Here is a 22751-nt window from a genome sequence, read left to right on the forward strand (position 1 = left end):
GTCAGGCGCGCCAACGCCAGCGGGCCAGGGCCTTGATGACTTTCATCCAGAGTTTGCGGGTGACCACCACGATGGAATCTCTACAGGAGGGACGTTCGGTTTCGGGCAACAGTATCCCAGCGTCATGTTCCAGGCAACCGGGAATCAGCTTGCGCAGGTCGTCGATCACCAGCGCGGGCGACTCTTCTTCGATAGGCCGGCCATGGTTGTAGCCATAACTCAACGCCACACAGGCCACACCGGCGGCCTTGGCGGCCTGCACGTCGGATCGCGAGTCGCCTACGAACAGCGACTGGGAGGCCGGAACGCCCGCCATTTTCATGACGAACAACAACGCAGCAGGGTCGGGCTTTTTCTGAGGCATGGTGTCGCCGCCGATGATCCAGCGGAAGAACCGGCCCAGTTTCATCTCATCCAGCAGCGGCGCGACGAAGCGCTCCGGCTTGTTGGTGATGAGGGCCATCTCGACGCCCTTCTTCTGCAGCCACTTCAGGGTTTCCCGCACACCGGGATAGACCACGGTGAACTCATGCTTCTCGGCATAGGCCTGCATGAACAGCTCCAGCGCCTGCTCGGAAAGGGCTTCGTCCACACCGCAATGGTCAATGGAATTGGCCAACGCCCGACGCACCAGTATCGGTGCGCCGTTGCCCACCCACTGGCGGACGGCTTCAAGCCCGGCTTTCGGTCGGCCGAGCTGGACCAGCATCTTGTCCACGGCCACCGCCAGATCGGGCACCGAGTCCACGAGGGTTCCGTCCAGGTCGAACATGATCAGCCTGGGCAGACTGCCCGAAAAAAGCTGCTCGAAGCCACTCATGCGCGGGCGGACGCCAGTTCGCTGCGCATTTTCTCGATCACTTCCTGGTAATTCGGGGCGTTGAAGATGGCCGAACCGGCAACGAAGGTATCGGCACCCGCCGCTGCAATTTCGCGGATATTGGCGACGTTGACGCCGCCGTCGATTTCCAGGCGAATGTCACGACCCGATGCGTCGATCAGCGCGCGGGCTTCACGCAGCTTGTTGAGGGTGCCGGGGATGAATTTCTGACCGCCGAAGCCTGGGTTGACGCTCATGAGCAGGATCATGTCGACCTTGTCCATCACGTACTCCAGCAGGTTCAGCGGCGTAGCCGGGTTGAACACCAGACCGGACTTGCAGCCCGCTTCGCGGATCAGTTGCAGGGAGCGGTCGACATGCTGGGTCGCTTCCGGGTGGAAGGTGATGTAGGTCGCGCCGGCTTCGACGAAATCGCCAATGATGCGATCGACCGGGCTGACCATCAGGTGCACATCGACCGGCGCCGTCACGCCGTACTTGCGCAGCGCACTGCACACCATCGGACCAATGGTCAGGTTCGGGACGTAGTGATTGTCCATGACATCGAAGTGGACGAAGTCGGCGCCAGCGGCCAGGACATTGTCGACTTCCTCGCCCAGGCGGGCGAAGTCAGCGGAAAGAATCGATGGGGCAATAACGAAGGGCTGCATGGCGCACCTGTTTGAGCAGAATCACGGTGGCGCGCATTGTATCGGTTGGGAGCGCAATTGTCCGCGAAGAGGCCGGTACGGCCGCAGAATATCTGCAGTCTGTAAATACGTCTTCGCGGACAAGTCTGCTCCTTTATGAAGAGGTGGTTCAAGCCGCCTGGGTTCTCAGCTTCTCACTACGCCCGCGTAACCATTCCAGCACCAGCAACAGAACCACCGAGAAGGCGATCAGCAGGGTCGCGGCTGCGGCGATGGTCGGGCTGAGGTTTTCGCGGATGCCGCTGAACATCTGGCGCGGCAGAGTCGCTTGTTCCGGGCCTGCCAGAAACAGCGTCACTACCACTTCATCGAAGCTGGTCGCGAACGCGAACAGCGCCCCGGAAATAACCCCCGGCGCGATCAACGGCAAGGTCACGCGGCGGAACGTGGTCAGCGGCGAAGCGCCGAGGCTGGCAGCAGCACGCACCAGGTTGTGGTTGAAGCCTTGAAGCGTGGCCGACACGGTGATGATCACGAACGGCACACCCAACACCGCGTGCACCAGAATCAGCGCGGTGTAGCTGTTACCCAATCCAAGCGGCGCGAAGAACAGATAGCTCGCCACGCCGATGATCACCACTGGCACCACCATCGGCGAGATCACCAGCGCCATCACCAGTGCCTTGCCCGGAAAGTTGCCACGGGTCAGGCCGATGGCGGCAAGCGTACCGAAGACCATCGCCAGCACGGTCGACGCCGGAGCCACGATCAGGCTGTTCTTCAGCGCGCGCATCCACTCTGCCGAGCCAAAGAAATCCTGATACCACTGCAAAGAAAACCCTTGCAACGGGTACACCAGAAAACTGCCGGAGTTGAACGACAGCGGAACGATGACCAGCACCGGCAGGACCAGAAACAGCAGCACCAGCGCGCAAAGGGTCCGCAGGCTGTAATACCAGATGCGTTCGATGGGCGACGTGTAGGGACTCAACATGGCAATTCCTCAGCTCAGACGCAGGCGGCTGGCGCCGACCAGCCAGCTATAGATCAGATACAGCACGACGGTTGCCAGCAACAACAAGCCGCCCAACGCTGTCGCCATGCCCCAGTTGATGCTGGTATTGGTATAGAAGGCCACAAAATAGCTGACCATCTGATCGTTCGGGCTGCCGAGTAATGCCGGCGTGATGTAGTAGCCGATGGACAGAATGAACACCAACAGGCACCCGGCGCCGATCCCCGCGTAGGTCTGCGGGAAGTACACCCGCCAGAAACTGGCGAACGGATGGCAGCCCAGGGAAATGGCGGCCCGCATGTAGGTGGGCGAAATGTTCTTCATCACGCTGTAGATCGGCAGAATCATGAACGGCAGCATGATGTGCACCATCGAGATATAGACGCCGACCCGGTTGAAGACCAGTTCCAGCGGCTTGTCGATGATGCCGATGGCCAGCAGCGCGCTATTGATCAGCCCGCTCGATTGCAGCAACACGATCCAGGCCGCAACCCGTACCAGAATCGAGGTCCAGAACGGCAGCAGCACTAGAATCATCAACAGGTTGCTCTGCCGCGTCGGCAGGCTCGCCAGTAAGTACGCCAGCGGATACGCCAGCACCAGACAGATGGCGGTGATCACCAGCCCCATCCAGAACGTGCGGGCGAAAATGTCCAGATAGATGGCCTGATCGGCCGTCGCGGGCGCCAGCTCACCGAGGTCATCGATGCGATGGTCGAGGGCGGCCAGCAGGTAATACGGGGTGACGCTACTGGTATTGCGACGGATCACCTGCCAATACGCCGGGTCGCCCCAACGCTCGTCCAGGGTTTCCAGTGCGTCCTTGTAGGAAGCAGGTTCGGTTTTGAACGGCAGCGCTCGCGCCGTTTTGCTCAGCAGGCTGCGGTAACCGGCCAGCTCCATGTTCAGGCGCTTGGAGAGTTCTCCCAGCGTGGAATTCTTGCGAGTCTCGGCCAACTCCAGGGTCAGGCTCTTATACACCGACTCCGGCGGCAGGCCTTTTCCGTCCCACTTCTGGACTTCAGTCACCGTGTTCGGCAGTGCCGCGACCACTTCAGGACTATCGACGCTCTTGTAGAGCAAGGCCGCGATGGGTACCAGAAAAACCAGCAGCAGGAAGATGACCAAGGGTGCGATCAACGCCTGCGCCTTCCAGCGGTTGACCCGCTCGGCACGGGCAAGACGCTGTTTGAGGTTGGGGCTGGCGCCTTCATTAAGCGGCACGGCGGTGACCATAGCGAACTCCAGAATCTTTAATCAGGGACGCACCCGCACAACGTCGAGCGCGTCCGTATGTCACTTGGCTCGATGCGCTTACTTGGCCGCCCAAGAGGTGAAGCGCTGTTCCAGCGACTCGCCGTTATCGGTCCAGAAGGCGACGTCCATCTGCACCTGATCCTTGATGTTTTCAGGCGTGGTCGGCATGTTCTGCAGGGTTTCCTTGTCCAGCAGTTTTACCGCCTGGGTATTGGCCGGACCGTAGGCGATGTTCTGGGAATAGGTCTTCTGCTGCTCGGGGCTGAGGCTGTAGGCGATGAACTTCTTGGCTGCTTCGGCGTTTTTCGAGCCCTTTGGAATGGCCCATGCATCGAAGTCGTAGACGCCGCCGGTCCACACCACCTTGAGGTTGCTCTCTTTCTGTACCGCGGCAATGCGGCCGTTGTAGGCCGAACTCATCACCACGTCACCGGAGGCCAGATACTGTGGCGGCTGAGCGCCGGCTTCCCACCATTGAATGCTCGGTTTGAGTTCGTCGAGTTTCTTGAACGCGCGGTCCTGGCCGTCTTTGCTGGCCAGCACCTTGTAGACGTCCTTCGGCGCAACGCCGTCGGCCATCAGCGCGAATTCCAGGGTGTATTTGGCGCCTTTGCGCAGGCCGCGCTTGCCGGGGAATTTCTTGGTGTCCCAGAAATCGACCCAGCCTGTCGGCGCGCTGGCCACCTTGTCGGCGTTGTAGGCCAGAACGGTGGACCACACAAAGAAGCCCGCGCCGCAGGTGCTGATTGCGCCCGGCACGTAGTCGGCTGCATTGCCCAGAATGGCTGGGTCCAGTTCTTCGAACATGTCCTCGTCGCAACCACGGGCCAGTTCAGGGGATTCGACTTCTACCAGATCCCACGACACGCTCTTGGTGTCGACCATGGTTTTGACCTTGGCCATTTCACCGTTGTATTCGCCGGCGATGATCTTGCCGTTACCCGCCTTTTCCCACGGCGCGTAGAACGCTTTCTCCTGGGCCGCCTTGTTGGCACCGCCAAAGGAAATGACCGTCAGATCCGCAGCCATGGCTTGCCCGGCGCAGATCATGCCCAACGTGATGGCGGTGAACTTCAATGATTTCAGCATTTGTTCTTTTCTCCACGAGCAGTGTTGGTAAGCGATTGGAATGGGCGATTCGCTCGCCTCTGTTATTGCTTTTGTCGGTAGATCAATGCACTTGCAACGGGTCGAGGGCGCGCACGTGCTCGACTTGCCATCCGATGGGCACGACATCGCCAACGCTCAGCGCAGTGTCGAGTTCGGCAATGGGCTGTTTGACGAAAAAGTCGGATTTGCCTGCCACTTCCAGGCGCACACGAACGTGGTCGCCCAGGTAGATGAATTCAGCCACACGGCCCGAGAAGCGGTTGGCGCAGGTCTCGCTACGACCATTGAGGCTGATGCGCTCGGGCCGGATCGACAGGGTGACCGGCCCGCCGGTCTGGCCGACGTTGACCGCCAGCGCCTGGACTTTCTCGCCGCGCTCAAGCTCGACGACGCAACGGTCACCGTCATGGCTGACCAGGCGGCCGTTGAGCCGGTTGTTCTCGCCGATAAAGTTGGCGACAAAAGTGTTCTTCGGTTCCTCATACAGGCTGCGCGGGTCGGCGATTTGCTGGATTTCGCCTTGATGGAATACTGCCACCCGATCGGACATGGTCAAGGCTTCGCCCTGGTCATGGGTCACATAGACCACCGTTACGCCGAGGCGCTGATGCAGATGCTTGATCTCCATCTGCATATGCTCACGCAATTGCTTGTCCAGCGCGCCGAGAGGTTCGTCCATCAGCACCAGTTGCGGCTCGAACACCAACGCGCGGGCCAGTGCCACCCGCTGCTGCTGGCCGCCGGACAACTGCGCCGGGTAACGATGGGCAAATGCGTCCAGCTGGACCATGCCCAAAGCGCGCTTGACCTTCTCGCCGACGTCGGTTTTGCTCATGCCGCGCACCGACAGCGGGAACGCCAGGTTCTCGGCGACCGTCATGTGCGGAAACAAAGCGTAGTTCTGGAACACCATGCCGATGTCGCGCTTGTGCGGCGGCACATTGTTGATGGCGCGGCCGCCGAGCAGGATTTCCCCGGCGGTGGGCGTTTCGAAGCCGGCCAGCATCATCAGGCTGGTGGTCTTGCCGGAGCCGGACGGGCCGAGCAAGGTCAGGAACTCGCCTTTGCGGATATCCAGGTTCAGGTCTTTGACGATCAGAACTTCGCCGTCGTAGCTCTTTTGCACACCACGAAAGCTGACCAGAACATCACTCGCCCCAGCGCTTGTATCGACGTCGCTCATTACCCACACCTATGTCATGTCTGCGTGGATTGAAGACTAGAACAAGCCGCAGGCCCCGCAAATCGGGGGCTGCGAGAGATTCACCTCAGCGTGGCGGAAGGCTGCGGGTAGGGATTGCCCTACAGAGGTGGCGGGATTTGGCATGTGGAATTCTGAGCGCCTTGTAGGAGCGGAGCGCCGCCCCATCCGCCTACACCTGAACATGTCGTTTTCAGGCTCAGAGCAGCTTGTGCTCCATCGCATATTTCACCAGGTCCGCCAGCGAAGTGACGTTGAGCTTCTGCATCAAACGCGCTTTGTGGGTGCTGATGGTCTTGCTGCTGAGCGCCAGTTGCTGGGCGATGTCGTTGACGTTGGCGCCCTGGGCCAGACGTTCGAACACCGAAAACTCCCGCTCGGACAGCGATGCATGCAACGGCCGGTTGTCGGTCAGGCCGACCTCGAAAACCATTCGGTCCGCCAGTTCCGGGTCGATGTAGCGTCCGCCCGCCGCGACCCGACGAATTGCGGTCAGCAACAGAGCAGGGTCGCTGTCTTTGGTGGCGTAGCCTGCCGCTCCGACCTTCAGGGCACGCGCCGCCATCTGCGCTTCGTCATGCATCGACAACACCAGAATCGCCGGCGGGTTGCTCATTGCCCGAATCCTGGGGATCGCTTCGAGGCCGTTCATGCCGGGCATGGAAATATCCAGCAGCACCACTTCACAAGGAACCTGGCGCAGGGTTTCAAGCAGCTGCTCGCCGTTACCGGCCTCGCCGACCACTTGCAGGTCCTTGGCCAGGCCGATCAGTTGCTTGATCCCTTCCCGCACGATGGTGTGATCTTCGGCTACCAATACACGAATCACTTTGCTCGCTCCTGTGCGACGCGGCCCAACGGAATGTAGGCGCGCAAGGTTGTGCCTTCACCCACCTCGCTGTCCAGCTCCAGACGCCCGCCCAGCATCAGCATGCGCTCGCGCATCCCGACCAGTCCGAACGACACCGCCCTGCCCGGCTGCATGGCGAAACCCAGGCCATCATCGACAACGGTCATGCACATCACGCCATCCTCCAGCGTAAGGCTGACTTCCACAGTGTGCGCCTGGGCGTGTCGGATGACATTGGTCAGTGCTTCCTGAAGAACCCGGAACAACCCGGTGGCGCCGGCATCGCTGAGCAGCGGCAGGTTTTCCGGAATATCCACCAGGCAAGGAATCTGCGTGCGCGCCTCGAAACGCCGCGCCTGCCATTCAATGGCCGACGCAATCCCGGCGTCCAGAATCGGCGGGCGCAGCGCGGTGGCCACATCGCGGACCAACTGGAACAGCTGCGCAATCAGGCGTTTCATGCTGTTCAGCCGATCCGCCAGGCCCGGGTCCAGATCGGCATAGGCCAGTTCACACATGGACGTTTCCATCTTCAGTACGGTCAGCATCTGGCCGAGTTCATCGTGCACCTCACGCGCTATTCGCGCTTTTTCCTCTTCCCGAACGCTTTCCAGGTGAGCCGACAGCTCGCGCAATTGATCATGCGCCCGCCGCCGATCACTGACGTCGGTGAGAAACACCACCAGGTACTCCGCATCGCGAAAGCGCAGGAAGCTCAGAGATGCATCGACCGGTAACAGGCTGCCATCGGCCCGCAAGCACAGGGTTTCGAATGCTTGCGGGGTGTCCTCGCTGGAGCGGGCGTTCATCCACAGATTCAACCAACGGTCCATGTGCAGCCCTGGTTCGAAATCGATCACCGGGCGGTCGACCACCTTGCCCGGCGGATAACCCAGCATGGTTTCGGCAGCGCGGTTGGCGTAGCGCACGCGGCTGTCCCAGTTGACCCACAGGATGCCCACCGTGCTCTGGTCGATGGAAAACTGCGCCAGCCGCAGGGCTTCCTCACCCTCCACGCGTCGAGTGATGTCTTCCCGCGCCGTGAGCAATTCCTGCTCAAGCGCCTGTTGCTGACGCCGTTGCCAGATAACGATGGCCAGGCACCCGAGTAACATCACCAGCAGCAACAGACAAAGGTTTTGCCACAGCCCCGGCGACTCGCTGAGGTGCGTGGACTGCAGAGGCATCCAGCGCGTGTGCAGCTGATCCAGCTCCCTGGCGGGAATGGCCCGCAAGGCCGCGGCGACGATGCCCGCCAGTTCGGGCGCATCGCGTCGCGAGCCGATGCGCAGTAACTGTGGCAGCCCGATATCACCTACCACGGCCAGTGCGGCGAATTCGGGTTCGCGCAACAGACGGCTGAGCTGGGCTTCATCCACCACCGCATAACGCGCCTGCTGGCTGAGCAACAATTGCAGCGCCTGTCGCTCCAGCGGCACGCCTTGCAGGTTCAGCTGCGGGTAGTTGCTGCGCAGATAATCGGCGGTGGGGCCTGGCATGCGCACTGCGACGCGGGAACGGCTGTCGAGGCTTTCCAGATCCACCGCGGCACCCGCTCCACGTTCGCCGACCAGCAGTTGCGACACCCGCAAGTACGGATCGGAAAACAGCCAGAGCCGCAGGCTGGCCGGGGTCTGCATCAGGCCCGGCGCCAGGTCTACTTCCCCTCGGGCCAGCGCCTGTTCCAGTGCCGCCTGATCGGGAAAGTTTCGCCACAGCAGCTCGACCCCGAGCGTGGCGGCGAAGACATTCATCAGGTCGACATTGGCACCCGACAGTTGTTGCAGGCGTTGATCGAACTGCGCATAGGGCGAGCGCATGACCAGGCCGACCCGCAATGGCCCGTGGGCGTCCAGCCAGCCGCGCTGCGCCTGGCTCAGCTCGGCCGACGGAGCCGGCATGGGTTCGTCCGCGCGCACGGTTGCCGCCAGCACCATCAAGAGCACAGCCACGCAGCCGATAAAACGAGTCATCAATGTGTCGCTCTCGTGTGAATGCAGGTTGAGCACAGCCCTTGCCCGGGCCTGACAAATACCGATCAACGCTTTACGCTGCCGGGATAGTTTCTGGCCTGGAATATCCGATGTCCCCTACCCTTCGCGCAACGTTTCCTGCGTTGCTTTTGTCATTGATAGTACCTTGCGCGCTGCCGGCCATGGCAGCGGACCCAGCCCCCAAGGAGCCGGCCGCCGCCGAACAGGCACCGGTCGAGCGAGCGCCGTTGCCGACCCGTGCTCAGGAAGACGCCATAGCCCTTGAGCGGCAGTTGCCCCGCCAGGACCTGCAACAACTCCAGGCCGGGGAGGAAAGCTTTCTGGCGCTGTGGAAACCTGCCAACAGTGGCGACCCCAAAGGGGCGGTCATCTTGCTCCCTGGCGCCGGCGAATCACCTGACTGGCCCGACACCATCGGCCCTCTGCGGCGCAAGTTTCCCGATGTCGGCTGGGCCACATTGAGCTTTTCGTTGCCTGACGTGCAGGACCCGGCCCTGATGCCTCGCGAGCCTGACGCAACTCCCGCCGACGTCAAACCCGAAGCGGCCAAGGAGCAGCCGACCGATGCGGCGGCCAGCGAAGCGGCCACGAGCGTCGATGCACAGGCCGCCGCCGATACCGCCAGGGCGGCTGCCGATGAGGAACGCGCCAAGGCCGAAGCCGAGCGTGTCTTTGCCCGCATCGACAGCGCCGTTGCTTTCGCCCAGCAGAACAAGGCGTCCAGCATCGTGCTGCTGGGACACAGCAGTGGCGCGTATTGGGCCGCCCGCTACCTGAGCGAGCGCCAGCCGCCGGCGGTGCAGAGGTTCGCCATGATCGCCGCGCGCGAGCCTGTCGATGCCACGCCTTCGCTGCTGGATATGGTCCCGACCCTGAAGATGAAGACCGCAGACTTCATCTACAAGAATCAGACCCAGCGGGCGGCCACCGACCGTTTGCAGGCCAGCAAACGCGCCAAGGGACCGGGATTCACCCAGATCGGCTTGATGGACATCGCCGGCAACACCGAGGCCGAACAGGAGCAGTTGTTCCGCCGGGTTCGTGGCTGGGTCGAAGCGAAGTAACGGATGAGCCGATGCGAGTGGAGGCCGGTTGGGCCTCCTCTAAAACCCGCGCCGCGCCTTGATCACGCGATAAGCGCTGTGCAACTGGCTGGTTTTTTCGGTGGCGGCACGTACCTGAAGCGAGTTGGCGCCGGCGCCGGCGACCTTGTCCGGATGATGCCGACTGAGCAGCCGGCGATAGGCGCGCTTGATGCTCACCGGGTCTGAATCGGCCTGGACACCCAGCAGCTTCAGGGCGCCGTTGTATTCATCGCCACTGGTGACGACCTTCGGACGCCTCATCGGATCATATTCGGTCGCCAGTGCCTCGACGCGCACGTCCGTCCAGCCCAGCCACATGCCCCACACACCAATCAGGTCACGCTCGTGGCGGCTTGCCTTGCCGTCGGCCCACGCCATGCGCCAGCAGGCATGCAGCAGACTTTCCGCCACCGCAGGCTGGCCGCGCAGGCGGCGCAAGTAGCCACGCAGGCCGTCGCTGCCGTCCCGACCGCGATAGAACGCCAGGATCGCTCGCCGCTGCGCCGCTTCATCGAGGTTCAGACTGCGCATTTCCACCCGCGCCTGATTGATGTGACTGGCTACGACTCGCCCGCCACTCTTGGCCAGACGCCCCAACAGCACGAACAACAGTTCGTCCTCATGGATCGCCGGCCTGCCTCCCAGCCGCTCCCGCAGATGCGCCCAGCTATGCAGTTGCAGACGACGATCCACGGCCTGCCCGAGCAAGGCACCCAGCAGCGCACCGGGTATGCTGGCGATCGCATAACCGACCCCTGCGCCAAGCAGCGTGCCAGGCCAGAGCATCAGTTGATCTCCGTCAGAGTGCGTTCGACTTCCGCCAGCCGCTCATGGGTGCCGACATCGATCCAGCGTCCCTTGAAGTGCTCGCCGCTCACCTGCCCTTGCTGCATCGCCTCACGCAACAGAGGCGCCAGCTTGAAAGCGCCGTCTGCGCTGGCCGCGAACAGCCGCGGACTCAGGAGTGCAATGCCGCTGTAGGTCAGGCGTGGTTCGTCCGCAGCGGCCTCGCGCACCTGCCCGTCGACCAGGGAGAAATCCCCGGCGGGGTTATGCGCCGGGTTATCGATCATCACCAGATGGGCCAGTCCGGCGAAGGGTCTGTGCAATTGAGCAAAGTCGTAATCGGTCCAGACATCGCCGTTGACCACCAGGAACGGCTCATCACCCAACAGCGGCAAGGCGCGGTAGATGCCGCCTCCGGTCTCCAGCGGTTCACCTTCAGGCGAGTAGCGGATCTGCAGGCCAAAGCGCTGGCCGTCGCCCAGGTGGTCCTCGATCTGCTGGCCTAGCCAGGCGTGGTTGATGACCACCTGTTCGAACCCGGCGCGACGTAGTGCGCTCAGGTGATACTCGATCAACGGCACCCCGCCTGCACGCACCAAGGGTTTCGGTGTGTGCAGGGTCAACGGCCGCATCCGCTCGCCTTTACCGGCGGCGAGAATCATCGCTTTCATTCAGGCCTCTTCCAGACAATTCGCGTGTTCAGCAACATGACGGACCCTCGTATTCAAGCCGGGGCTTGCGCAGGCTGCTGCAGACTGGTCAGCAACTGCCCCAGCTCAGCCAGTTCGGGACGACGCGACAGCACCGCTTCTATATAGGAGAAGAAACGCGGTACATCCTCCAGATAGCGCGGCTTGCCGTCGCGGTGGCAGATGCGGGCAAAGATCCCGATGACCTTCAAGTGGCGCTGCACACCCATCAGGTCACTGGCACGCTCGAAGCTGGGGAAATCTTCCTGCACCGCGATACCCAACCCGCGTGCCTTGTCCCAGTACAGCTTCAGCCACTCGCTGACCTGCTCTTGCGGCCAGCTGAGGAATGCGTCCTTGAACAGGCAGGTGATGTCATAGGTGACCGGACCGTAGACAGCATCCTGAAAGTCCAGCACACCGGGATTGGGCTCGCTGAGCATCAGGTTGCGCGGCATATAGTCGCGATGCACCAGCACCTTGGGCTGCGCCAAAGCGCTTTCGATCAACAGATCGCTGACCCGCTGCCAGACAGCCAGCTGTTCGGCGTCCAGCTCAACGCCCAGATGACGCTTGACGTACCACTGGGGAAACAGCTCCAGCTCGCGGCGCAGCAGCGCTACATCGTAGCTGGGCAGCGGCGCATCCATCGGCAACTGCTGGATCGCCAACAAGGTGTCGATTGCATCGCCAAACAGCCTGTCGGCGTTATCGGCATCAATCACATCCAGATAAGTCTGGCGTCCCAGATCGTTGAGCAACAGGAAACCTTGCGCCAGGTCCTGGGCATATATCAACGGCACATTGGCGCCCGACTTGCTCAATAAATGAGCGATATCCACGAACGGCTTGCAGTTTTCCTGGGGGGGCGGTGCATCCATGACAATAAAAGTTCGTCCGCCGCCCTCCCAGCGGAAATACCGGCGGAAACTCGCGTCACTACTGGCCCCGGTCAATGTGGCCGGGGGAACGGCGCCCCAATTCTTGGCCGCGAACAGTGCTGGCAACTGCTCATCGAGCCAAACTTTCAGGGATTGCAGGCGTATATCTTGATCTGGCATTACAAGGGTCTCCGACGGCGCTAGCCGTCAAGCGGGTCATGCTTTATCATCCGGAATCTTGTGCGACACGCGTGGCGTGTCTCCATACTTCGAGGTGTAGCGCCATCTTGAAGGGTTTCTTCAATGAGACCAAGAGCTTGGGTAGCCAACCCCATGAACCAAAGCGTCCCCATGGAGCCTATCGCTTTCAAGGGCTTCGTACGCTGCGGCGTATAGCGTACCCCCAAAACCGCTGAAGTACTCGGCAGCGCGGTTCAAGTCTGGTTCTCCAGACTCAGGAGTACACATTAATCTCAGCCCTAACCGGCATACCCACGCGGGAAGAATCCCCGCAGGGGTTCCTCCTGCTTCAAAAACAGGAGGGATATTCATCGAGCAAGCTGTCATGACAGTCCTTGCCTCACATCACCTTGGAGACTCGAGCGAAAGCTCTGTCTGTCATTGTCCAACCACCTTGAATAAGGCGGGAGCGGACTCGTTGTACGACCAACGGTAGCCTAGGAAGACATGCGTCACTGGTAACGGTGAGGTGTGAAGCTCTTCCAACAATGTAGCCCCCTCAATGGGTGTGGTTCTGTCGTGAGGCAGACCACAGATGCTCGGAGCAGTACCGGGTTGAGGCGCTAGGCTGGCTGGCATGGGCAACGAAAGTGAACTGCTGATAAACACCGTAAGGATGACCATGCCTAAACTGCTGTCAGGCATGAACCAAAAGGTATGGGGCGGGTTATTCCTGTGGGATTTGGGAATACGTCGTCATCAAGCCCCCGGTGAAAAGGTAGGCCCTAAACCAACCGTGTGACAGTCAGGGAACGTGGTAAGCCCGTATTGCCGCCCTAGTGGCAGGTTAGCCGTAAGGCGAACTGTTGGCAGTGCGGGTATGGGATCGCAGAAAAAGCGAACGCCACTCTGTAATGGAGTGGATAGGGATTGGAACATCATCCCACGGGAAACCGGGCAGACTTCTGCGTGGTCTCGCGTCGCATGAACCTTGAGCGACCTGTCTCAACATCGAAATTCGGAGATTCGAATTTCATCTTTTCTACCCTTGGCGGGAACGCACTCTCCCGTCAGGGAGACGTGCGTCTTCTGCTCGGGGCAACTTGAGAGGAAAGCAGCATGGAAGAACATTGCCATCAGGCTGTGTCTGCGCTTTCCAGCGGGCCGCAACAATGGCACGACATCGATTGGTGTCGCGTCCAGCGGAACGTTCGGGAAATGCAGGTGCGAATTGCGAAGGCTTGTCGGGAGGGCAAATGGCGCAGGGTGAAAGCCTTGCAACGGATGCTGACCCGCTCCACCTCGGCCAAATTTTTGGCTGTGCGGAGAGTTACTGAAAACCAGGGCAAACGCACGACGGGAGTCGATCGTGAACTCTGGGATACACCCAACGCTAAATGGAAAGCGGCAAACGGTTTGAAGCGCCACGGGTATAGACCACGGCCTCTACGGCGTGTGTTTATCCCGAAGGCCAATGGCAAGGAACGCCCTCTGGGCATCCCCACCATGACCGACAGAGCCATGCAAGCGCTGTATTTGCTGGCCCTTTCGCCCATCGCAGAGTCCACCGGCGATCCGAACAGCTACGGCTTCAGGATCGAACGATCCACGGCGGATGCGATGGGGCAGTTGTTCATTTCCTTGTCCAAAAAGGCTTCGGCCCAATGGATTCTGGAGGCGGACATACAAGGGTGCTTCGACCATATCAACCACGATTGGCTTATTGCCAATGTGCCGACGGACAAGGAAGTCTTGAGGAAGTGGTTGAAAGCTGGCGTGATTCATAGAGGCCAGCTAACGGCAACGAATGCCGGTACGCCACAAGGCGGGATTATCTCGCCGACCTTGGCAAATATGGTGCTGGACGGGCTGGAATCACGCCTCAAGTAACATCTCGGTGTGGCGAAAGCCAAAAAGCTGAAAATCAATGTGGTGCGATATGCGGATGACTTTGTGATTACCGGCGACTCGCAAGAGGTGTTGATGAACTTGGTCAAGCCTTGGGTAGAACAGTTCCTCGCAACGCGGGGATTGCAGTTGTCACCCGAGAAAACACAAATCGTGCACATCGAAGAAGGCTTCGACTTCCTTGGCTGGAACTTCCGCAAGTACAAAGGGAAGCTTCTGATCAAACCGAGCGGGAAAAACGTGAAAACGTTCTACCGCAAGGTAAAGGAGGTGATCAGTACACACAAAGCGGCGAAGCAGGAGGATCTGATCCGAGTGCTTAACCCGATACTGCGGGGCTGGGCGTTGTATCACCAACCTGTAGTAGCCAAGAAGGCGTACAGCCGCATGGATGATCAGATCTACCGAGCTTTATGGCGTTGGGCACGGCGCAGGCATCCGAACAAGAGCCTCGACTGGATAGGAATGAAATATTTCCGCCCCGTCGACAATCGAAACTCGGTTTTCTGCACGTCGATCATGGACGAGGTTGGGGACAAACGGACGATCAGGCTTTATGCCCTTGAGGCGACGCCGATTGAGCGGCACAGGAAGATCAGCGGGTGCTACAACCCCTATGATCCCTCAATGGAAGCTATAGGTGAAAAGCTGCGAACGGACCGAATGCTGAAAAAGCTCAGGTACCGCAAGCAGGTCTTGAACCTGTACACCTCCCAAAAAGGACTGTGTCAACTATGCGCAAACCCCATTACTAGAGAGACCGGGTGGCATGACCACCACATCATTTATCGTTCACAAGGCGGTAGAGACTCTCTGGACAACCGGGTACTATTGCATCCCATTTGTCACCAGCAGCTCCATGCTCGTGCATTAACAGTGACCAAACCGGCCCCAATACATCGGGGTTTTGTAGAGACTTGAGCCGTATGCGCTGAAAGGCGCACGTACGGTTCTTAGGGGGGGATGGGCCAGCAATGGTCTGTCCCTACCCGACTTTTCAGCCCATCGAGAGGCGTGCGGCCCCCACCGGGCTTATGGCGCGCAGGAAGCCCGGACTAATAAGATGGCATTGAAATCCCCCGCGTTTCGTAAAAAATTTCCGTTGCTCGTAACCGGCAGTTTGCTGGCGATGCAACCTCTAGCCACTCAGTTCGCGGTTGCTGCGGAACAGTATGACTGCTCAGTCTCTGCTTCGGGAGCCTGGAATTGTGCACCGAAGGCCAGCGCTGCTGCCGAGCTGCCACCGCGTCCCGTGCACAGCGCGACGTCGGTCAGTTCGAATGGCACCGTGGTTTCGGAAGGCGTTTCGGCCGGCGAACCTGTGGCCACGACCCAACTGGTCACCGAAGCCAAAGGCAAAGGCCTGAAGTCGCGTAGTGCTGACTACAGCCACCTTGACTGGGTTCCTCGTGAAAACCTCACGCCTGCGCAATTGGCCGAAACCGGTCCTTATTGCTCGGGTGCCTATGTCGAGCCCGTCCGGCCCGGCATGGACGACAAGACCCCGATGGACGAGGCGCCGCTGTTCGTCGGCGCCAAAGCCTCGCGTTACGAGCAGGAAGCCCAGGTGGCTACCCTTGCCGGCGACGTGGTCCTGCGTCAGGGCAGCATGCAGGTCCAGGCCCAGGAAGCCGCCCTGCATCAGGCCGAGAACCGTGGCGAGCTGAACGGCGATGTCCGTCTGCGCGACAACGGCGCCCTGATCGTCGGCGACAAGGCCGAACTGCAGCTCGATACCGGTGAAGCCCGGGTCGACAACGCCGAATACGTCCTGCACAAGTCGAACATCCGCGGTAACGCGCTGTACGCCAAGCGTGCCGAGAACGCGATCATCCGCCTCAAGGATGGTACGTATACCTCGTGCGAACCGGGCAGCAACGCCTGGACGCTGAAGGGCAACAACATCACGCTGAACCCGGCCACCGGCTTCGGTACCGCGACCAACGTCACCCTTCGGGTCAAGGACATACCGGTGTTCTACACGCCGTATATCTACTTCCCGATCGACGACCGTCGTCAGTCCGGTTTCCTGCCGCCGTCCATCTCGACCAGTACCGACACCGGCCTGTCGTTGCTCACGCCTTACTACTTCAACCTGGCGCCGAACTATGACGCCACGTTGTACCCGCGCTACATGGCCAAGCGCGGCATGATGATGGAAGGCGAATTCCGCTATCTGACCAAGAGCAGTGAAGGTCAGGTGGGTGGCGCGTACCTCAATGACGAGGAAGACGAGCGCAAGCAGCAGTCCGACTATGAAAAGACCCGTTGGATGCTCAACTGGCAGCACAAGGGCGGTCTGGATTCGCGTTGGCTGACGCAGGTCGACTACACCGACATCAGCGACCCGTACTACTTCCAGGACCTGGAAAGCGAGCAGATCGGCGTAACCGGTACTGATTTCGTCAACCAGCAGGGGTCTCTCACCTATCGCGGTGACAGCTACTCTGCCCTGCTGAATGCCCAGTCATACAAACTGGCGACCGTCACCCGGATCACCCCGTACGACCGTATGCCGCAGCTTGCGCTCAACGGTACGCTGCCATTCAACCCAAGCGGCCTGCGGTTCGACTATCAGACCGAGCTGGTGCGCTTTGAGCGTGATCTGAGATCTGGAAGATACCTCAATGAAGACGGTGGCCCGATCAATGCCGACGGAACAGTGGGTGAGCGAAGGCTTGATGAGAATATTACCGGGCTAGACCGTGCCAACGGCACCCGTCTGAACCTGGCACCGTCCGTCAGCTTGCCGATGAACTGGAGCTATGGCTTTCTCACCCCCAAGCTGAAATATGTGTACACGCAATATGATCTTGACCTTGATGGCAAAGGCAAGACTGAAGCTGGTGATCGCTTCGATAGCAGCGTAAATCGCAGCATCCCGATCTTCAGCGTCGACAGCGGCCTGTACTTCGACCGCAATACGCAGTTGTTCGGCAAAAACTATCGGCAGACCCTGGAACCGCGCCTGTTCTATCTCTATGTTCCCGAGAAGGATCAGGATGACATTCCGTCATTCGATACTGGCGAGACCACCTTCAACTACTCGTCGCTGTTTCGCGACAACCGTTTCAGCGGTTCCGACCGCATTGGCGACGAGAACAAACTGTCGCTCGGCATCACTAATCGCTGGATCGAAGAAAATGGCTTCGAGCGTCAACGCTTCAGCATTGGTCAGGCGATTTATTTCGCAGATCGTAAGGTGCAGTTGCCAGGGATTACGTTTGCCGACCGTGACGACGCCCAAGCCAACGTCTCGCCATACGCACTGGAATACGAATATCGCTTCAACCGCGACTGGCGCTTCAACTCCGATTTCAACTGGGATCCGGACAGCCACAGCACCCGTTCGGGCAGCGCGATGTTCAATTACCAGCCTGAGGACAACCCGGGCAAGATCATCAACGCCGGCTATCGCTATCGTAACGACCAGGTCCGTTACGACCAGACTACCGGTCGCTGGACCGTTGGCGGCGGTGACTACGGCACCCCAGGTACGCCGGGTTATGTGAAGGATTACTACAAGATCCAGCAACACGATTTCTCGGTCATCTGGCCAATCGTGCCGCAGTGGAGCCTCATCAGCCGCTGGCAGTATGACTACAACCGCGACCGCACCATCGAAGCCTTTGGTGGTTTCGAGTACGACAACTGCTGCTGGAAACTGCGTCTGATCAACCGCTACTGGATTGACTACGACGAGTTCAGCCAGGACGCGCCTGAAAACGAGAAAGGCGACCGCGGCATATTCCTACAAATTGTGTTGAAGGGACTCGGCGGCGTTACCGGCGCCAAAGTAGAGAGCTTCCTCGACCAAGGCATCCAAGGTTATCGTGAACGTGAAGACCAAGCTTTCTGATTGTCTGCGCCCGCTGATGCTGGGCGCGTTACTCCTGAGCGGCGCCGTGCATGCAGCGGTGCAACCCCTGGACAGCGTCGTGGCCATCGTCGATAACGACGTGATCATGAAGAGCCAGATGGACCAACGCGTCCGTGAGGTTCAGCAAACCATCGCCAAGCGTGGCGGTGGCACGCCGCCGGCCGAAGCACTGCAAGCGCAGGTCCTGGATCGCCTGATCCTGGAAAACCTGCAATTGCAGATGGGCGAGCGCTCCGGCATCCGTATCACGGATGAAGAGCTGAACCAGGCCATTGGCACCATCGCCCAGCGCAACAACATGAGCGTCGAGCAATTCCGTGCCGCACTGGCTCACGACGGCGTGTCGTACAACGATGCCCGCGAGCAGGTTCGTCGCGAAATGGTCATCAGCCGTGTGCGTCAGCGCCGGGTTGCCGAGCGTATCCAGGTCTCCGAGCAGGAAGTGAAGAACTTTCTGGCTTCCGACCAGGGCAAGGCTCAGCTGTCGGAAGAGTTCCACCTGGCCAGTATCATGATCGCCACGCCTGACAGCGCTTCTTCGGATGCGATCCAGGCGGCGGCTCGTCAGGCCCAGGACATTTACGCCCAACTCAAGAAAGGCGCGGACTTCGCCCAGATGGCGATTGCCAAATCGGCGAGCGAAAGCGCGCTGGAAGGCGGCGACATGGGCTGGCGTAAAGCGGCCCAGTTGCCGCCTCCGTTCGGCGACATGCTTGGTTCGATGCCGGTGGGTGACGTAACGCCACCTGCCCGCACGCCTGGCGGGTTCATCATCCTCAAGTTGCTGGAAAAACGCGGCGGCCAGGGTCAGGCTCAGATGCGCGACGAAGTCCATGTTCGTCACATCCTGATCAAGCCAAGCGAAATCCGCAGCGAAGAAGAAACCCGTCGCCTTGCGCAAAAACTCTACGACCGTATCGAGAACGGCGAAGACTTCAGCGAGCTGGCCAAGAGTTTCTCGGAAGATCCGGGTTCGGCACTCAACGGCGGCGACCTGAACTGGGTCGATCCCAACTCGCTGGTACCGGAGTTCCGCGAAGTCATGAACGAGACACCTCAAGGTGCCTTGTCCAAGCCGTTCAAGACCGCTTACGGTTGGCACGTCCTGGAAGTCCTGGGCCGTCGCGCCACGGACGCTACCAGCCAGGCCCGTGACCAGCAGGCCCTGAGCGTGCTGCGCAACCGCAAGTACGATGAAGAGCTGCAAACCTGGCTGCGTCAGATCCGTGACGAAGCCTACGTCGAGATCAAGCTTCCCGGCGCAGCCCAGGCCGCTCAGTGAAGTCCAGGCGTTTTGCAGTGACACCCGGCGAGCCGGCCGGCATTGGTCCTGACCTTTGCCTGCTGCTCGCCCAGCATCCTCAGCCACACCCCCTGATTGCCATCACCAGTCGCGACCTGCTCCTTGAGCGGGCCGCGCAGCTGGGTGTGCCGGTCAATCTGCTGACCGTGACCGACGATGCCTTTCCGGACGTGCCTGCGCCGGCCGGTAGCCTTTACGTGTGGGACACACCGCTGGCTGCGCCTGTCGTGACCGGCAAGCTGGACAAGGCCAATGCGGCCTTCGTCCTGCAAACCCTGACACGCGCAGCCCAAGGCTGTCTGGACGGATCGTTTGCCGGAATGATCACCGCGCCCGTGCACAAGGGCGTGATCAACGAAGGCGGCATTGCTTTCTCGGGGCACACCGAGTTTCTCGCCGAGCTGACCCACACCGAACAGGTGGTGATGATGCTGGCCACCGGCGACTTGCGTGTCGCGCTGGTCACCACGCACCTGCCCTTGCGCGAGGTGGCCGATGCCATCACCCCTGATCGCCTCGAACGGGTGACACGCATCCTGCACGCGGACCTGATGAACAAGTTCGGCATTGCCCGGCCTCGCATCCTGGTCTGCGGCCTGAACCCTCATGCCGGTGAAAGCGGGCATCTGGGCCGTGAAGAACTCGACATCATCGAACCTACCCTGGAGCGTCTGCGCGGCGAAGGCCTGGACCTGCGCGGCCCGCTGCCTGCAGACACTCTGTTTACCCCCAAATATCTGGAGCACTGCGACGCAGTGCTGGCGATGTACCACGATCAGGGTTTACCTGTGCTGAAGTACAAGGGCTTCGGCGCGGCGGTCAACGTCACGCTGGGCCTGCCGATCGTGCGCACATCCGTGGATCACGGCACTGCGCTGGATCTGGCGGGCACCGGCAATATCGACACCGGCAGCCTGCGCGTGGCTTTACAAACCGCCTACCAGATGGCCGAGACTCATTCATGACCGAGCAATACCAGCACAAGGCGCGCAAGCGCTTCGGGCAAAACTTCCTGCACGATGCAGGCGTAATCGACAAGATCCTGCGCGCCATTCGCGCCAAGCCCGAGGACCGCATGCTGGAAATCGGCCCGGGCCAGGGTGCGCTGACCGAGGGCCTGCTCAACAGCGGCGCGCGGCTGGACGTGGTCGAACTCGACAAAGACCTGATTCCGATCCTCAACGCCCAGTTCGCCACCAAGGCGAACTTCAACCTGCATCAGGGCGATGCGCTGAAATTCGACTTCAATACCCTGGGTGCCGATCCGCACACCTTGCGCGTGGTCGGTAACCTGCCCTACAACATTTCCACGCCGCTGATCTTCCACCTGCTGCAGAACTCCGGCCTGATCCGCGACATGCACTTCATGCTGCAAAAGGAAGTGGTCGAGCGTCTTGCCGCAGGTCCGGGCGGTGGCGACTGGGGTCGCCTGTCGATCATGGTTCAGTACCACTGCCGCGTGGAGCATTTGTTCAACGTAGGGCCAGGTGCCTTCAACCCGCCACCCAAGGTCGATTCAGCCATCGTACGGCTGGTGCCGCACGAAACGCTGCCGCACCCGGCCAAGGATCACCGGGTACTGGAGCGTGTCGTTCGCGAAGCCTTCAACCAGCGACGCAAGACCCTGCGCAATACTCTGAAGCTGTTGCTTACCGCTGACGAAATCGCCGCCGCCGGTGTCGATGGCAGCCTGCGCCCCGAGCAGCTGGATCTGGCTGCATTCGTGCGACTGGCGGACACGCTGAGCGAGAAAACCGTCGCCGAATAAGCGCCCAGGACGAGTCGACGGCGGCTTGCCATTAGTCATTACCCGTCGACTTGTCCTAGACTGAGCTTTCCGAGGCGTACCTCAGTTGTTTTCGCCACAGCTTTTCAAGGCCTACTGCATGTCCGATTCCCGTTACCAGATCGACGTCAGCGTCGTCACTCGCTTCCTCGCAGAACAATCGCAGCCCGAGCAGAATCGTTTCGCCTTCGCCTACACCATCACCGTGCAGAACAATGGCGAGCTGCCAGCCAAACTGCTGTCTCGTCACTGGGTGATCACCGATGGCGACGGCCATGTCGAGGAAGTTCGCGGCGAAGGCGTGGTAGGCCAGCAACCACTGATTCAGGCCGGCCAGAGCCATACCTACAGCAGCGGCACCGTGATGACGACCAGGGTGGGCAACATGCAGGGCACCTATCAGATGCTCGCCGAAGACGGCAAACGTTTCGATGCGGTCATCGCGCCCTTCCGCCTGGCCGTACCCGGTTCCCTTCACTGATGGCAGCGTATGCAGTCGGCGACCTGCAGGGTTGCCTGGAACCTCTGAAGTGTCTGCTCGACCATGTCCACTTCGATCCGCTCAAGGATCAACTGTGGCTGGTGGGCGATCTGGTCAATCGCGGCCCGCAATCGCTGGAAACCCTGCGCTACCTGTACGGCATCCGGGACTCGGTGGTGTGCGTCCTGGGCAACCACGATCTGCACCTGCTTGCCGCCTCGCGCAAGATAGACCGGCTCAAGAAAGGCGATACCCTGGACGAAATCCTCCAGGCGCCGGACCGCGATCAACTGCTGGACTGGTTACGTCGGCAAAAGCTCATGCACTACGATGCCGAACGCAACATGGCCATGGTCCACGCCGGCATTCCGCCTCAATGGTCGCTGAAAAAAGCCCTGAAACACGCCCAGGAGGTCGAAGAAACGCTGCGTGATGACGCTTTGATCGAGCTGTACCTCAACGACATGTACGGCAACGAACCGGCCAAGTGGAACAGTGACCTGCGCGGCGTGACGCGACTGCGGGTCATCACCAACTATTTCACGCGCATGCGTTTCTGCAACCGTGATGGCAAACTCGACCTCAAGGCCAAGGAAGGGGTCGAGACCGCTCCGCCCGGCTTTGCCCCCTGGTTCAGCCACAAACACCGCAAGACCAAAGCCGTGAAAATCGTCTTTGGACACTGGGCGGCCCTGGAGGGACGCTGCGAAGAACCCGGCGTCTACGCGCTGGACAGCGGCTGCGTGTGGGGTGGCGCGTTGACGCTGCTCGATCTGGACAGCCTGGAACGCCACCGGTGCACTTGCGACGCCCAGGGCAATGCCGCCTCGGGTGCCATACCAAGAAACCCGGCCAGCCTGGCCGGTCGATAGTCT

General features: G+C 60.5%; 18 protein-coding genes and 1 pseudogene. 8 read left to right on the forward strand and 11 right to left on the reverse strand.

Features of this window, described 5'->3' with window-relative positions; translation table 11 throughout:
* Position 1 precedes the first annotated feature (1 nt).
* The 8 genes from EGJ27_RS19900 to EGJ27_RS19935 form a co-directional block, all read right to left on the reverse strand.
* Positions 2-820 carry a phosphoglycolate phosphatase gene (locus EGJ27_RS19900; RefSeq protein ID WP_125832461.1) on the reverse strand — a complete coding sequence of 273 codons (819 nt, stop codon included), beginning with the start codon at positions 818-820 and terminating at the stop codon, positions 2-4.
* Positions 817-1491 (reverse strand): ribulose-phosphate 3-epimerase, encoded by a 675-nt coding sequence (gene rpe / locus EGJ27_RS19905; RefSeq protein ID WP_125832462.1) that lies wholly within the window; start codon positions 1489-1491, stop codon positions 817-819. Before rpe ends, EGJ27_RS19900 begins: the two co-directional genes overlap by 4 nt.
* Positions 1492-1639: 148 nt before the next feature.
* Positions 1640-2464, reverse strand: coding sequence for an ABC transporter permease (locus EGJ27_RS19910; RefSeq protein ID WP_125832463.1), 825 nt, complete (start codon positions 2462-2464; stop codon positions 1640-1642).
* A gap of 9 nt (positions 2465-2473) precedes the next feature.
* Entirely contained in the window at positions 2474-3721 is a 1248-nt protein-coding gene (locus tag EGJ27_RS19915) for an ABC transporter permease (protein WP_125832464.1), read from the reverse strand.
* Between the two features lie 78 nt (positions 3722-3799).
* Positions 3800-4831 carry a polyamine ABC transporter substrate-binding protein gene (locus EGJ27_RS19920; RefSeq protein ID WP_125832465.1) on the reverse strand — a complete coding sequence of 344 codons (1032 nt, stop codon included), beginning with the start codon at positions 4829-4831 and terminating at the stop codon, positions 3800-3802.
* A gap of 82 nt (positions 4832-4913) precedes the next feature.
* Complete coding sequence (locus EGJ27_RS19925; RefSeq protein ID WP_125832466.1) at positions 4914-6035, reverse strand: ABC transporter ATP-binding protein; 1122 nt, start codon at positions 6033-6035, stop codon at positions 4914-4916.
* Between the two features lie 217 nt (positions 6036-6252).
* Positions 6253-6882: a response regulator transcription factor gene (locus EGJ27_RS19930; protein ID WP_125832467.1), complete on the reverse strand. Its 630-nt coding sequence runs from the start codon at positions 6880-6882 to the stop codon at positions 6253-6255.
* Positions 6879-8876, reverse strand: a complete 1998-nt coding sequence (locus EGJ27_RS19935; RefSeq protein WP_125832468.1) for a histidine kinase — start codon at positions 8874-8876, stop codon at positions 6879-6881. The genes EGJ27_RS19930 and EGJ27_RS19935 overlap by 4 nt, the downstream gene beginning before the upstream one ends.
* A 110-nt stretch (positions 8877-8986) precedes the next feature.
* Between EGJ27_RS19935 and EGJ27_RS19940 the strand changes: the two genes are divergently transcribed.
* Positions 8987-9961, forward strand: coding sequence for an alpha/beta hydrolase family protein (locus EGJ27_RS19940; RefSeq protein ID WP_125832469.1), 975 nt, complete (start codon positions 8987-8989; stop codon positions 9959-9961).
* 39 nt (positions 9962-10000) lie between these two features.
* Here the strand turns inward: EGJ27_RS19940 and EGJ27_RS19945 are convergent, their stop codons facing one another.
* From EGJ27_RS19945 to EGJ27_RS19955, 3 genes are read right to left on the reverse strand one after another with little or no spacing between them, the layout of a single operon-like run.
* Positions 10001-10768: a TerB family tellurite resistance protein gene (locus EGJ27_RS19945; protein WP_125832470.1), complete on the reverse strand. Its 768-nt coding sequence runs from the start codon at positions 10766-10768 to the stop codon at positions 10001-10003.
* On the reverse strand, positions 10768-11439 hold the full coding sequence (gene murU / locus EGJ27_RS19950; RefSeq protein WP_125832471.1) for an N-acetylmuramate alpha-1-phosphate uridylyltransferase MurU: 672 nt from the start codon (positions 11437-11439) through the stop codon (positions 10768-10770). Before murU ends, EGJ27_RS19945 begins: the two co-directional genes overlap by 1 nt.
* Before the next feature lie 53 nt (positions 11440-11492).
* Positions 11493-12518 carry an aminoglycoside phosphotransferase family protein gene (locus EGJ27_RS19955; protein WP_125832472.1) on the reverse strand — a complete coding sequence of 342 codons (1026 nt, stop codon included), beginning with the start codon at positions 12516-12518 and terminating at the stop codon, positions 11493-11495.
* A 1119-nt stretch (positions 12519-13637) separates the two neighbouring features.
* Here EGJ27_RS19955 and ltrA point away from each other — a divergent pair.
* The 7 genes and pseudogenes from ltrA to EGJ27_RS19990 all read left to right on the forward strand — a co-directional run bounded on the left by ltrA (position 13638) and on the right by EGJ27_RS19990 (position 22748).
* A pseudogene (gene ltrA / locus EGJ27_RS19960) lies at positions 13638-15347 on the forward strand (group II intron reverse transcriptase/maturase).
* 142 nt (positions 15348-15489) lie between these two features.
* Positions 15490-18285 carry an LPS-assembly protein LptD gene (locus EGJ27_RS19965; RefSeq protein ID WP_125832473.1) on the forward strand — a complete coding sequence of 932 codons (2796 nt, stop codon included), beginning with the start codon at positions 15490-15492 and terminating at the stop codon, positions 18283-18285.
* A complete protein-coding gene (locus EGJ27_RS19970) occupies positions 18266-19588 on the forward strand; it encodes a peptidylprolyl isomerase (RefSeq protein WP_177523065.1) in 1323 nt (440 codons plus the stop codon). Before EGJ27_RS19965 ends, EGJ27_RS19970 begins: the two co-directional genes overlap by 20 nt.
* On the forward strand, positions 19585-20574 hold the full coding sequence (pdxA, locus tag EGJ27_RS19975) for a 4-hydroxythreonine-4-phosphate dehydrogenase PdxA (RefSeq protein ID WP_125832474.1): 990 nt from the start codon (positions 19585-19587) through the stop codon (positions 20572-20574). The genes EGJ27_RS19970 and pdxA overlap by 4 nt, the downstream gene beginning before the upstream one ends.
* The gene (gene rsmA / locus EGJ27_RS19980) at positions 20571-21377 is read left to right on the forward strand and encodes a 16S rRNA (adenine(1518)-N(6)/adenine(1519)-N(6))-dimethyltransferase RsmA (protein ID WP_125832475.1); all 807 of its coding nucleotides are present in this window, start codon (positions 20571-20573) and stop codon (positions 21375-21377) included. Before pdxA ends, rsmA begins: the two co-directional genes overlap by 4 nt.
* A gap of 118 nt (positions 21378-21495) precedes the next feature.
* Complete coding sequence (gene apaG, locus EGJ27_RS19985) at positions 21496-21876, forward strand: Co2+/Mg2+ efflux protein ApaG (protein WP_125832476.1); 381 nt, start codon at positions 21496-21498, stop codon at positions 21874-21876.
* Positions 21876-22748 (forward strand): symmetrical bis(5'-nucleosyl)-tetraphosphatase, encoded by an 873-nt coding sequence (locus EGJ27_RS19990; RefSeq protein WP_125832477.1) that lies wholly within the window; start codon positions 21876-21878, stop codon positions 22746-22748. The genes apaG and EGJ27_RS19990 overlap by 1 nt, the downstream gene beginning before the upstream one ends.
* The last annotated feature ends 3 nt before the right edge of the window (positions 22749-22751 follow it).

The sequence above is a fragment of the Pseudomonas sp. v388 genome (assembly GCF_003935425.1).
Classification (GTDB): domain Bacteria; phylum Pseudomonadota; class Gammaproteobacteria; order Pseudomonadales; family Pseudomonadaceae; genus Aquipseudomonas.